At 43.5% G+C, this 12,314-nt stretch carries 12 protein-coding genes; 6 read left to right on the forward strand and 6 right to left on the reverse strand.

The genetic code is table 11. The annotated features are described in order from the left end of the window. Window positions 1-10: 10 nt before the first annotated feature. Window positions 11-1,201, reverse strand: coding sequence for a DUF418 domain-containing protein (locus ACRYKC_RS05145; protein ID WP_433805621.1), 1,191 nt, complete (start codon window positions 1,199-1,201; stop codon window positions 11-13). 85 nt (window positions 1,202-1,286) lie between these two features. On the opposite strand from ACRYKC_RS05145, the gene ACRYKC_RS05150 reads away from it, so the two are divergent. From ACRYKC_RS05150 to ACRYKC_RS05175, 6 genes are all read left to right on the forward strand, one after another. Beyond that, window positions 1,287-1,508 (forward strand): spore germination protein, encoded by a 222-nt coding sequence (locus ACRYKC_RS05150; protein ID WP_433805622.1) that lies wholly within the window; start codon window positions 1,287-1,289, stop codon window positions 1,506-1,508. Window positions 1,509-1,520: 12 nt separating this feature from the next. Beyond that, the gene (locus ACRYKC_RS05155) at window positions 1,521-1,751 is read left to right on the forward strand and encodes a spore germination protein GerPB (RefSeq protein ID WP_433805624.1); all 231 of its coding nucleotides are present in this window, start codon (window positions 1,521-1,523) and stop codon (window positions 1,749-1,751) included. A 46-nt stretch (window positions 1,752-1,797) separates the two neighbouring features. Further along, window positions 1,798-2,334, forward strand: coding sequence for a spore germination protein GerPC (gerPC, locus tag ACRYKC_RS05160; RefSeq protein WP_433805625.1), 537 nt, complete (start codon window positions 1,798-1,800; stop codon window positions 2,332-2,334). Next, window positions 2,335-2,550, forward strand: coding sequence for a spore gernimation protein GerPD (locus tag ACRYKC_RS05165; RefSeq protein ID WP_433805626.1), 216 nt, complete (start codon window positions 2,335-2,337; stop codon window positions 2,548-2,550). Further along, window positions 2,543-2,917, forward strand: a complete 375-nt coding sequence (locus ACRYKC_RS05170) for a spore germination protein GerPE (protein ID WP_433805627.1) — start codon at window positions 2,543-2,545, stop codon at window positions 2,915-2,917. Before ACRYKC_RS05165 ends, ACRYKC_RS05170 begins: the two co-directional genes overlap by 8 nt. Before the next feature lie 66 nt (window positions 2,918-2,983). Beyond that, entirely contained in the window at window positions 2,984-3,202 is a 219-nt protein-coding gene (locus tag ACRYKC_RS05175; protein ID WP_085030528.1) for a spore germination protein, read from the forward strand. Window positions 3,203-3,407: 205 nt separating this feature from the next. Here ACRYKC_RS05175 and ACRYKC_RS05180 read toward each other — a convergent pair whose 3' ends face one another. The 5 genes from ACRYKC_RS05180 to ACRYKC_RS05200 form a co-directional block, all read right to left on the reverse strand. After that, complete coding sequence (locus tag ACRYKC_RS05180; RefSeq protein WP_433805628.1) at window positions 3,408-3,695, reverse strand: P-loop NTPase family protein; 288 nt, start codon at window positions 3,693-3,695, stop codon at window positions 3,408-3,410. Further along, window positions 3,679-7,398: a helicase-exonuclease AddAB subunit AddA gene (addA, locus tag ACRYKC_RS05185; RefSeq protein WP_433805629.1), complete on the reverse strand. Its 3,720-nt coding sequence runs from the start codon at window positions 7,396-7,398 to the stop codon at window positions 3,679-3,681. Before addA ends, ACRYKC_RS05180 begins: the two co-directional genes overlap by 17 nt. Next, complete coding sequence (gene addB, locus ACRYKC_RS05190) at window positions 7,392-10,898, reverse strand: helicase-exonuclease AddAB subunit AddB (protein WP_433805630.1); 3,507 nt, start codon at window positions 10,896-10,898, stop codon at window positions 7,392-7,394. Before addB ends, addA begins: the two co-directional genes overlap by 7 nt. Before the next feature lie 134 nt (window positions 10,899-11,032). After that, on the reverse strand, window positions 11,033-11,575 hold the full coding sequence (lepB, locus tag ACRYKC_RS05195; RefSeq protein ID WP_433805631.1) for a signal peptidase I: 543 nt from the start codon (window positions 11,573-11,575) through the stop codon (window positions 11,033-11,035). A 54-nt stretch (window positions 11,576-11,629) separates the two neighbouring features. After that, entirely contained in the window at window positions 11,630-12,277 is a 648-nt protein-coding gene (locus tag ACRYKC_RS05200) for a TVP38/TMEM64 family protein (RefSeq protein WP_433805632.1), read from the reverse strand. Between the last annotated feature and the right edge of the window lie 37 nt (window positions 12,278-12,314).

A 12,314-nucleotide genomic window follows, 5' to 3' on the forward strand; every position in this document is an offset into this window, starting at 1 on the left:
ACCCCCTCTGTTATGAAACTGCTTTTTGTTTCCGTCTTAACGGCTGTTTTGTTTTGTACGTCAACGAACGCCAAACCCATTCAAGCGGTCCGTACCGATACTTGGTCAGCCAGGCTTTACTCGCATACACTTGTAGAGGAAAGACGATGACCACAATGATCATACTCCAAATAGGCGGAACCTTTGCATACAATCCGAAACCCACGGAATAAAAGAGTAAAAAACTGATCAATGATTGGAAGATGTAGTTAGACAGAGACATCCGCCCCACCCAGGTTAATGGATGCACAATTTTGGAACCCATTTCCGACCTGAACAATAGAGTAATAGATAGAACATAAAAAATGGCCGAAGCTGTTCCTCCTACATTATCCTGCATGAGGTCAAACCATTCTGGATTCCCAAAGAAATAAGGCCCGGCTTTGAACACGAAAAATAGCAAACCAGTCAATAACCAGACTTTCTTTATAGAAGACAGATGCTTTTCCGGTTGATGCAGCCAACGCTTCTTACAAACATAGAGACCGAACAAGAACATGGGAATTAAGCTTAGTGCAAGAAAGGGAAGATTAGCAAATTGATTCGCATAATACCAGTCATCTGCATTTTGTTGCCAAATATTCAGTAAACTTCCCTGTCCGTAATTTGTGATAGCTTCTTGAATCAATGGTCGGTTTACCATTCCTTGTAATTGGTCTCTGAACATATATAAAGAGAATGTCAATGGAAGGACTAATATAGCAAGCATAAAGTAAGCCCACACTAATATCCAGCCCTTTGAAACATTGAAAAAGGCGAACAATACCATCCCTAGCACACCGTAAGATAAAAGTATATCTCCGTGCCAAATGAGAAAAGCATGAATCAAACCGAATCCAGTCAAAATCAATAGCCTTCTGAAAATGACTGGGCGGTAATTTATATTTTTTTCATCCAAACGCTCCTTCATCATTTGCATGCCAAAGCCAAACATAAAGGAAAACAAGGTATAGAAGCTTGCCTGGAAGAAAATATCCACGATCGCTTGAACCGTATGGCTCAATGGAGAGGGCCAATATTCGGCAGCTCCTCCATATAAAAAATAAGGAGCATTGAAAGCTGGAACGTTGACCATAAAAATGCCTAAAATCGCAAGGCCGCGTGCGGCGTCAACCCAGCTCAACCGCTCCGATTCACGTAATGGTGAAGCTGATGATTTCATTTCTATTCCCCCTATAGTTCCATTTTACTTTGATTACGTAATGAAGACAATTGCGTTTCATAAAATGAAGAAAGGAGTTTTTCTTATGCCAGCGAAAGTCGGAGCCGTTGAAGTAATCAGTTTATCTTCTTCAAGTATCTTTAATATCGGCGATGTTTACAATATGGCTCCGCAAGCATGGGCTAAAACCTTTGCTGGAGGCGGGTCGTTCAATACGGGAAATGGTCTACGCATCGATTTGAACCGTTCCAATACGTATGTGAATGACCAGGAAGTGATTGATCAATCCATTGCGAATAACACTTAGGAGGCAATTCCTATGAATATTACCGTACACCAGTCCATTTGCATTCATGTGTTAAGAATAGGGTCTGTAGCAAACTCCTCCGTTGTACAGATAGGAAGTTCAGGCGTCATTCAGGCTAAAGCTGACTTATACAATACAGGCGGCTTTTTGAAGCCCGCTGAATTAGCTCAGCCTGTTGAGGGAACGGTTACCTTCCCTGGAGAAGCCGAAGTCTCTCCTCTTGTCCCTCTTTCCATAACATAGACCTTTTTCCAAGTGCATAGAAATGAAGAGAAGGGGGTGATCCGAGTTGAACAACTACTATTCCTGGCAGTCATACATTCAACAAATGATGCAGCAGATGGAGCAGCAAAGGCTGTTGATTGAACAGCTACAAAAAAAGATTGAGGAGATGCAGTCCAACGATAAGCCGACAACCGTTATAGAAAGAATCGAATATCACTTTGACCAGTTGAAAATAGAAACTCTTGAAGGGACCCTTCAAATCGGACTAACACCCAACGGAGCAGATGTTTCAGAATTAGGGGAACTTTACGCGAACCAAGGCGGGCCTCCACAGGATTCGGTACTACACTCCCTTCAGGAATATATGACGACAGACATTCCGATGTGGATGGATAAATACGTTAGAGATCATGATATCGCAATCAGTGATGATCATAAACAACATATGATTACTGATGTGAGAAAACAACTCCCTCAGCGGATAGAATTTTATAAAAACCAGGACCCTGAAATAGATGAGACGAACCTGCTTCACCAAATTCAAACAGAGATACGTCAGTCGATGGCTCAATATTTTGATTCCTATCAAGGAGATGGTTAGATGATTAATCATATTGTCCATAATTACGGACTTCATATTGGAAGAATCCGTGTAACCGGTGTTTCCTCCTCTTCCGTTCTTCTAGTCGGTGACAACAAAACCATCCGTATGCAATCCTTTTTTGATACACCTCCGGAATCCCTAATCATCGGCCCATATACATCACTTGAAGAAGAAGCAGTCGTTGATATGGAGGAAGAGATCCCAAATGATTAAACGCATGGTCTATGTAGATCGTATCGAGCTGATATCTGTGTTGATTGCTTCTGTGGCCACCATTGGGGATGTTTATCGAGCAGCACCAAGATCAAAAGTCTTAGCTGTTCAAAAAGAAGGACCGGAATTCATATCAGGTCGATTCAAATTTGAAGATTACCCTATCTTCTCCCGTGAAAGTTCACCTCCGCTTCCTCCCATCACTATCAATACCTACACGTACCATACCAGTCCAATTATTGTAGATGAGATTGACGTAACAGGTGTGTCTACAGCAGGGGTTTTCCAAGTGGGCGGTATCGACCATATCGATGCTCATTCAAGGACAAAACATTTTCGTATTTTACAAGATGGAGAACCCTCTTAGTTTTTTCGCATAGGCTATAAAGATATCTATAAATCGCACGAACTTTATTTTAAGGAGGCGGTTGTTATGCCGGCCATCGTCGGTCCCATCAGTATAAACAGCGTTGGCGGTGGTGTCGTCAATTTCGGAGACTCTTTTTACCTGTCTCCAAAAAGCACCTCAAAAACAAACTCAGGCTCTGGAGCTTTGAATACAGGAAACTGGATTATCACGAACAATGGACTGAGCTCTACAAATCCATTCGATCCGGATGGCGCTGATCAGAACATTACAGCTAATGCATAGTTTTTTGGTTAGTAAATTCCGTTAGGGCATTACTAGTAGGAGTTAGGGTGCTATTAAGATCAGTAAGGACGTTACTTTATTGAGTTAGGGCGCTCTTGTTATCTGTTAAGGCTCTACTTTCATCAATGAGTTTCTTATCTTAAATTAAACCCCTTATCGTTAAAAAAGCAAAGAACCTCTGGCACCAAGCCAGAGGTTCTTTGCTTTACTTTCTTTTTCTTCGATTCGACTTTCTTGTCGTAATTCTTTTTTCAGGGTCCTGCTTTTTCACCCATTTGATATACTTCCGCACATCAGGATGATCTTTCAAACGTTCTAATGTGTGGTAAAATGCCGCCAGCTCTTCATTGGTAAACAGAGCATGAATCTGCCGGTGGCAGGCACTGCACAGCAGGACTGTGGGCCCTTCTACTCCCCCGTATTGCCTTGGAATGAGATGGTGCTCCGTCGTTGTCACTGGAGAACGCTCACAAAGATCACACACTTCTTCCACTGTTCTCTACCTCCACTGATAAAGCTCCGTTAAAGAAGTAAAGACTGCTTCTTCGGACAGGCTGCTTCCAGATCTTTTCAAGAGCGGTTCGATATAGTTGGACTTGCGTTTGATATCGCTCGCGCAAAACGAGCTCGATTGATTCCTCTCCTTCTGGAAGCTGATCCGATTTATAATCAAGGATCATCCAGCCATCTTCATAAGGGATCATGGCATCAATGACACCCTGGATAAAGACTTGCTCATCTGTTGGTTCTTTCCAATCTCTATAGACTTCATTCGCAGGCAGTGTCAAACTGAACGGAACTTCACGTTCTACTTGATCTGCTTCCATAACAAGTTTTCCAATAGGGGTAAGGAAAAACTTAGTAATAGAATCGACATCAATAACATCAGCTTCATCTCTATTAAGGATTTCTTTCAGGACTAAATGTTCAACAAACTCCTCTACTTCAGAGGAGGACATTTCTTTAGTAAAAGGAATGTGCTGCATAACCGTGTGCATCGCACTCCCTTTTTCTGCTGCCGTCAGCTGTTTATCTTGCTGCATAAAACGCGGACGACGAACAATCGGTGCACGATAAGGAACTAGCAGCTGATCACTAGAGTATTCATCCTTTGTTTCCCTTTGCCGCTTGATTTCCGTAACGGTCTGCTTCGCCCTTGATGTAGCTGCCTTCTCGTGGGGATAAACAAAGTCTAGCCTCTCAACGATTCTTGCATCATGTTCTTCCTCAATAGTTACAGGTGTCCACTCTTTAACCGCCTGATGCAGCTCTTCATCCCGCATTTCTTTCAGCTCATCAATAACTGCGAACTCACTGCCATGGGCAATTTCCACTTGCCATTCTGATTCATCCTCATGAATTTCGTCGGCTGTTTCCACCTGGATTTCTCCACGCAGATTTTCCGTGTGATGATGACGAATTAACGCCGGGCCAACCCAATCCAAATAAGATTTGGCATCTAACCGTTCATGCGGCGGAAGTACCCAGCTCTTTTTATCAACAAACGCTTGCCACTTCTCCTGTTTTTTTTCAAAAGAAGCAACGTTTCCGACCATGACGAGCTTTTCCTTAGCTCTAGTCAACGCCACATATAAGACTCGCATTTCTTCCGCCAATAATTCTCTTTTCTTCGCTTGTTTCAAGGCGTGATAAGCAAGCGTCGGATACATGAGACGTTTTTCTGGGTTGATGTAACGTGACCCGAATCCATAGTCTTTGTGAAGTAAATAACGATTTCGCAAATCCATCATATTAAATTGTTTGTCCATCGCTCCTAAGAGAACGACTGGAAACTCCAGCCCTTTACTTTTATGAATCGTCATAATGCGAACGACATCTTCCTGTTCCCCGAGCGCACGGGCGGCACCGAGGTCATCTCCTCGCTCTTCGATTCTCTCAATGAAACGCAGGAATCGGAACAATCCGCGGAAAGATGTCGCCTCATAGGATCTCGCCCTGTCATAAAGGGCTCTTAAGTTCGCCTGTCGCTGCCTTCCACCTGGCATCCCACCGACGAAGTCATAGTATCCGGTTTCTCTGTAAATATCCCAAATCAGCTCCGATAAAGCTCCCTGTCTTGCTCGTTCTCGGAAGCTTTGAATCTTCTGTAAAAAGTATCCCACTTTTCGGCCAAGCACATTTGCAGCCCGATATTTCTGAATGGCTTCGTAATAGCTCACCCGTTTGTTTTCCAATCTTAATGTGGCCAGCTCATCTTCATTCAGCCCTACAATCGGTGATTTTAATACAGAGGCAAGCGGAATGTCCTGCATGGGGTTATCAATAACCTTGAGCAGACTAAGCATGACTTTGATCTCTATCGCCTCAAAATAGCCTGTAGACAGCTCGGCATAAACAGGAATTCCTTGTTGTTTCAACTCATCAACAATAGTTGGAGCCCAAGTCATTGACCTCATTAAAATAACAATATCACGGTACTGGATCGGACGTTTCGTTCCTGTTTCTTTGTCTACCACCTGCATAGGAGAGTCTTCTTCATGACCGAGCCATTTGCGAATTTTCTTTCCGTAGGCTCTTGCCTCAAGCTGAGCTTTTTCAAGATCCTTATACTCTTCATTTTCTTCTGTATCGGTTTCTCTTGCTTCTCGATCAATGAGATAAAGCTCGGTCTTAGCATCATCCGCTGTCAGTTCATCGTAAATTTGATTGCTGTAGATAAGCTCGGCTTCTTTTTCATACTTCATCTCCCCGACCTCTTCATCGAGTACTTGTCGGAAAATATAGTTCGTCGCATCAAGCACTTGCTTACGGCTCCTGAAATTACGAGCAAGGTCAATCCGTTCACCGGGCTGACCATCCAATCCATAGGCTTTATATTTATTCAAAAACAGAGAGGGCTCCGCATGACGGAAACGATAGATACTTTGTTTTACGTCTCCAACCATAAACAAATGTCCTGCCTCCTGCCCGTCGGTCAACAGGCGGAGCAGCGTTTCCTGGACGAGGTTCGTATCTTGGTACTCATCAATAAGCACTTCAGAAAATTGCTTATGAAATCCTTCCGCGACTTCTGAAGGCAAAGGCTGATCCGGTGTAGACGCGTTATCCAGCAGAATCTGCAGGCAGTAATGCTCGAGATCTGAAAAGTCAACGATCGCTTTTTCCTTTTTCAGCTGTTCGTATCGTTGTTTGAAGTCTTTAACGATAATTGCCAGTTGTTCCATGACAGGGTAAAGCTCGCGCATATCTTTCAGGTAACTTTCAAGCGAGCGAGAAAACCATTCATCACGAAGCTCATTCCAGCGCTTTTTATAGCTATCACGGATCTTTTTCGCTTTATCTTTCTTCGCTTCATCACAGTCCATCTTTTTTCGTGATAAGGTGGCGAATTTACTCTCACCCATATACGATTGAAGCTCTTCCCAAGAATGCTCTAAGGCACCTTTGGCCTGTTGGATCATTTCGAGATCCTGATCAACGGTTTCCCCATAGCTGTAAGGACCATCAGGCTCTCGGGTCAATTGTAAAAACTGGTTTGCTTCTGCTTCCATCGCCTTCAATTGGCTGTGGACCTCTTGCTTCAAAAGGTTAAGCCATGGGAGGTCCTCTTCTCCCGTTCCTTCCTTCACTTCATACATTTCGACCATCTGATCAAGCCACGCCTCAGGCCATGGATTTTGTGTTGCAAACGTGTAAAGCTCCAACACAAGCTTTTCCACGTCTAAGTCACTTCTGTCACTGGAAAATCGTTCGACAACATCAAAGAAGCGTTCCTGCTCATTTCCTTCTTTTCCATACCAATCCTCAAACAGATCCTCCAGGACTTCTTGCTGAATCAAATCGGATTCAATTGTATCCGCAATTCTGAAACCTGGATCTAAATCAAGCATGTATGCATATCGTCTCACGACTTCCATACAAAAAGAGTGCAAGGTCGAAATGGAAGCATTCTGTAATAAGGAGAGCTGCTTCTTCAAATGGTGCGACCCTGGATATTCTTCAAGAGCATGAGCCAGTGCCTGTCCTACTCGATTCCTCATCTCCTGGGCTGCGGCGTTCGTAAACGTCACGACTAACAGCGAATCGATATTGACAGGAGATTCCTTATGCAGCAGCTTTTGGATAATGCGTTCAACTAGTACAGCTGTTTTTCCAGAGCCTGCTGCTGCAGCTACCAAGATATTTGACCCATGGGAATATATCGCCCGCTCTTGCTCTGCTGTCCAGCTTACCATGTGGAACCCTCCTCTCTTTTAGCAATCTTCTCTAACACTTCTTCATCTTTCATTTCTTGAAGTTTACGATATTCGTTTTCTTCTAAACTCGGATCGAACTGACAAACCGATCGATACGGACAAAAACTGCAGGCAACCTGTTGTTTCTGCTGATAAGGATTCAAGTTTACTTTTCCATCTGTAATGCTTGTACCTGCATTACTCATTAGTTGTCGGATATACTGGTTCAGTTCTTGGAATCGCTCGGCATCTGCGGTTTGTGACCCCTTATAAAAACCGCCCTTTGCTTTTAATCCCGCCGGAATGATTGGACTGTGCCCTTTCTCAAGTCCTGTGTCCATCATTTGAACGATGCGCTCATTTTCAAGAAGTAACCCTTGCATTTTAAATTTCTTAAAAATTTCCTCTTCTATTTGAGCATCATCCAGCATCTGTTTACCTGAGATCATTGGATTATGGACATGGAAGTAAAGCACACCAGCTGGAGAAGCTGGAGATCCAAGCCAGCGCTCGGCGTTTGATAGGACCACATCCAGGTAAGCAAGCATTTGTAAGGACAAACCATAGTACACATCTACAAGGCTCAGTCCTTTAGCACTGGACTTGTAATCGATGATTCTGAGAAACAGATCATCTTCGGTTAATGCTTTATCCACCCGGTCAATCCGTCCACGAAGCATCAATTCATAACCGTTAGGAAGATCAAGTGATAATGGAGGCAGTTTCTCGTCTTTTCCTGTTCCAAAACCTAGTTCCAGTCCAACGGGAGAAAACTGACTCTTTCTTGCCTGTTCGCTCAAGACAAACGCTGCTCGTGCAATGACGCTTTGAAGTTTCTTCTGAATGTATTGATAACGATTGGAACTGTGCAAAATCTGGTTTTGCAAGATTGGGGCCAGCTGATAAGTTGCCCGCTCTGCATAGAGATTTGCTTCCCTATGATTCAATTGAGCAAAATCTCGCCCATCAGCTTGAACCCACTCAGTAATTTGCTTTAAGGCTTCGTGGAAGAGTTGTCCGATATCCGGTGCATCAAGCTTATATGTCCGTCTCTCCTCTAGATTCAAGCTGTGCCTTGCAAAGTATTGATAGGAACAGCGGTGATAAGTTTCAAGTCTCGAGACACTTGTTTTATGCTGTTTTTGGAACAATTGCTCAGTCGTTTCTTTCGACAAATCCACGGGCTTGTTTTGATAGAACAAGCTTTGCAGAACACGATTAGTCAACCCAAAAGGCTCTTCTTCTGCAATGTACCAATTTAACACGCTCCACCATACCGGCTCCATCCGATACCCTTTCAAATACCTGGCCAGCTGAGCAGTCAAGGCAGATCTTGTCTTTACGGGATTCGTAATAAAGCGTGTCGCCTCATGCAGGTCATCAGGATCTTGCAGCAAAACATGCTCTTTACAATGAGGAAAAAGCTCTTCTATCCGCTGAATGAGCGTCGCAGGAACTTTGGACTTTCCTTCCTCATTACTAAGCGGATAGCTGACCCACAGTCGATCCTTTGCCATCGTTAACGCTAAATAGACATAAAAACGATCATCGAGCAGTTGACGACTGCTTCCATCCGCAAGCAGCAGGCCTTGCTCAGCAAGCAGCGAACGCTCTTGTTCAGAAATCATTCCGTCACTCGGTGGTTTCATCGGCCACATGCCGTCAGTTACTCCTAACAAGAAGGCAGCTTTGATTCCTGTAATCCTTGAGCGATCGACACTCCCTACAATGACATGATCCATACTCGGGGGTACGTGAGCAAATGTGAGCGACTCCAGACCACTTTCAATGGTATTACGGAACAGCTGTAAAGACATTTTTTCTTCTCCAGCCATTTCCACGATTTCATCAAGCAGTTGAAGAAAAGCATCCCACACCTGCTCCTGCTCTCGCCCGCGTTCAATCTCACCTGTTTCATCATAGTATTCCCGCCACTTTTCCAAACGCTGAGGGACCTGCAAGTGTTCCAGCCACATGTACATCACTTCGGCACGTTCGGCAATTGTTTTTGCTTCACGTAATTTCTTATCGAACACTTCTAGCGCTTTGCGCACTTGGTTTCGATAAGCATTGATTCTCTCTTGCTTTTCTTTTTCATCATCAGTTTGGGAAGCCTGGTCAAATCCACGGAAACGCTGGTAGACCCAATCGTTATCCGAAAACCACTGGCTTCTTGAGCGAATACCATACTCAAGCACATAATTCTCCAGTTCATCTATCGCATCTTCCGTTAGTGGATAAGTTGGATCCGTCGCTGGAATAAAGCTTGTCTTCAATAAACGGAAAACTGCATCATATCTGAAATTCCCGTCTATGACATCAAGAGCAGAACGGATCAACTCGACCATAGGGTGGTTGAGCATCGTTCGTTTCTCATCAATGAAAACCGGGATATTGTAATCATCAAATAAAGTTTCAATCAGACTATGGTAGACCTCCGGCTCTCTCATTAAAATTGCCATATCCTTGAAGCGGTAGCCTTCATCGCGAACAAGCCTCAGGATTTCCTGAGCGACCCCCTCAATTTCTGCCCGAGGGTGGACCGCCTCTGCCACTTTGATCGGGACTTCTCCTTCATAGGAAGGAGCAGGACGTTCTTCAAAGTGCTTTTCTAAATGTAAAAAAGCCGGTCGTCCCTTTAGACGTCCTTGTGTATGGTCAAGAACTTCAACCTCATCAATCTTTTCTCCAGCCTCAAGGGTAAGTTCCTGCAGTTTCAAATAGGTTTCCTTTGTTTCATGGAACAAGTCAAGCTCAGGATTCATACCATTCTCTGGCTTTTCTGTTGTTAACGTCACATGAACATTCTTTACTTTTCTTACCAAAGCGTCAATAACTTCATATTCCTGAGGAGTAAAGCTATGGAAGCCATCGATATAAATATCGGCCCCTTCTAAAAATGAAGCTTCTGGAATTTTACTTGCGAGCAGCTTCAGTTGATCTTCGCTATCTATGTACTGCTCTCTTAGAGAATCGACAAGTCGGTCATAGATATAAGATAAATCATCCAGCTTATCCCTTAACCCTTGTTCTTGGCTAGTTGTATGAACAAACTGGTCAAGGGCATTCATTTGAACGTGAAGGTCTTCCGGGGTGATCCTGTATCGTTTAAATTCTGTGATCATCCCTTCCAGCTGTTCTATGAACCCTTGCTTTTCTACTGCTTTTTGGAACACTCTCCAATCTGAAGTCCTCTCTTCGACTATTTTTCTTAGTATCATTTGGACTCCTGTAGAGGTGATGAACTTCTTTGTGCCCCCGCCCGTTTCTTGAAGTACTCTCCAAGCTAAACGGGAAAAACTGAACACCTGAGCACGAATCGACCCTTCCACTCCATCCCGCTTCAATAGAGCATATTCCTGTTGAAAAGTCATCTGGTCAGGGACGATATAAACAATCGACTTCCCTCTAGGATCCGCTTTCAGTTCCGACTCTATTTCTTCTAAACAGCGTGTACTTTTTCCTGCTCCGGAACGTCCGAGCAATAAACGCATCCCCATATTCTTCCGCTCCTTTTTATTAAATCATATCTTCTATTTTATCATTTTTCACCTTTATCGTCGGTGCTTACGCTTTTGTAGGATTTGTTATTTTTTTCATAAAAAAAACCGCCCTAAAGACGGTCCCATTTTCCTCAATTGAATTGTAAAGCTACTTGAGAGAACGGCCAGTAACGGACATCCACTTTTCCGACTACCGTCTCGATGTTTACAAAACCAAAGTAACGGCTGTCCAGACTGTCTCTGCGGTTATCTCCCATGACAAACAGCTGTCCCTCGGGAACTTTTTTCTTTCCAGTCACTTCTTCTAATGAAAAATCTTGTGTGAAAGGCAGCCCATCGTTTGGTCGCAATGAATCTAGATAGTGCTCCTCCACCAGCTCCCCATTCACATAGAGCTGATCATTCTTCATTTCTATTTCATCGCCACTAACTCCAATAACTCGTTTCACATAATCTTCTTTTTCATTTGCGTGGAAAACAATAACGTCCTGTCTTCCTATGTCTTTCCAATCGTAGACAACTTTATTGACCATTAGTAAATTGCCGTCATAAAGGGTCGGTTCCATCGATTCACCATCAACGATATAGCTGGCGAACATAAAGGATCGGAATACAAAAGCCAGCAGCAGAGCGAACAAAATGGTTCGTATGGCTTTTTGATATTTTTTTTTCATCGTTTAATCCTCCAGGTCTTGTTCTACCAACATTTTACCCGTCCTAGACTAAACTTAATCACTCGTGTAGGCTTGACGTTTCGCTTTGTTATGGATTCGTCTCTCTATAAATTTACCTAGAATCCAAAACAGAAGGATACATATACCTACTACAATCGCTTTTACCGGGTTTTGGGCAAAAGAGGCTATGCTGCTTCCGACATAAGCTATTGTGAAAATCATAACCGATTTCCCTAATAAAACAGCTAGGATGAACTGTTGCCTGCTTACCTTTGATAGCCCCGATACGACGTTGATGATTGAAGAAGGGGAAAACGGAAAACACATAAGGATAAACAAAGGACCAAATCCATGCTCCTCTACCCAGGTCATGACCCGCTGAACCTGACGGTGTTTTGTGATAAACCGGAAAAACCTTTTGTCACCGAGTCTTCTTATGACTAGAAACACAATAATTGCTCCCACGACTGCCCCAGCCCAGGAATACAGAAAACCTTTAAAAAGTCCGTAGACGACTGAGTTTGCCAGTACAAACGCTACGAGCGGCAAGAGCGGTAAAAAAGCTTCCAGCATCGGAAACAATATTCCGGGCAGCGGCCCGAAACTTTCCAGCTTTTCCAACTGATTGATAATGTATTCAAATAATTGATCGTTTTCAGCCATTCTTTTCCAACGATCGATGGATACGGATAATAAGTACATAAGGCGAGACTGCTCCTTGTCCCACACCGATAACCAG

It is taken from the genome of Halobacillus sp. A1-3 (assembly GCF_050971765.1).
GTDB lineage: Bacteria > Bacillota > Bacilli > Bacillales > Halobacillaceae > Halobacillus > Halobacillus mangrovi_B.

Excerpts from the sequence above, each read along its gene's own strand:
- ACRYKC_RS05145 (WP_433805621.1), bottom strand. The coding sequence starts at position 1,201 with ATGAAATCATCAGCTTCACCATTACGTGAATCGGAGCGGTTGAGCTGG.
- ACRYKC_RS05150 (WP_433805622.1), top strand. The coding sequence starts at position 1,287 with ATGCCAGCGAAAGTCGGAGCCGTTGAAGTAATCAGTTTATCTTCTTCA.
- ACRYKC_RS05175 (WP_085030528.1), top strand. The coding sequence starts at position 2,984 with ATGCCGGCCATCGTCGGTCCCATCAGTATAAACAGCGTTGGCGGTGGT.
- addB (WP_433805630.1), bottom strand. The coding sequence starts at position 10,898 with ATGGGGATGCGTTTATTGCTCGGACGTTCCGGAGCAGGAAAAAGTACA.
- ACRYKC_RS05165 (WP_433805626.1), top strand. The coding sequence starts at position 2,335 with ATGATTAATCATATTGTCCATAATTACGGACTTCATATTGGAAGAATC.
- addA (WP_433805629.1), bottom strand. The coding sequence starts at position 7,398 with ATGGTAAGCTGGACAGCAGAGCAAGAGCGGGCGATATATTCCCATGGG.
- ACRYKC_RS05200 (WP_433805632.1), bottom strand. The coding sequence starts at position 12,277 with ATGTACTTATTATCCGTATCCATCGATCGTTGGAAAAGAATGGCTGAA.
- ACRYKC_RS05170 (WP_433805627.1), top strand. The coding sequence starts at position 2,543 with ATGATTAAACGCATGGTCTATGTAGATCGTATCGAGCTGATATCTGTG.
- lepB (WP_433805631.1), bottom strand. The coding sequence starts at position 11,575 with ATGAAAAAAAAATATCAAAAAGCCATACGAACCATTTTGTTCGCTCTG.
- ACRYKC_RS05155 (WP_433805624.1), top strand. The coding sequence starts at position 1,521 with ATGAATATTACCGTACACCAGTCCATTTGCATTCATGTGTTAAGAATA.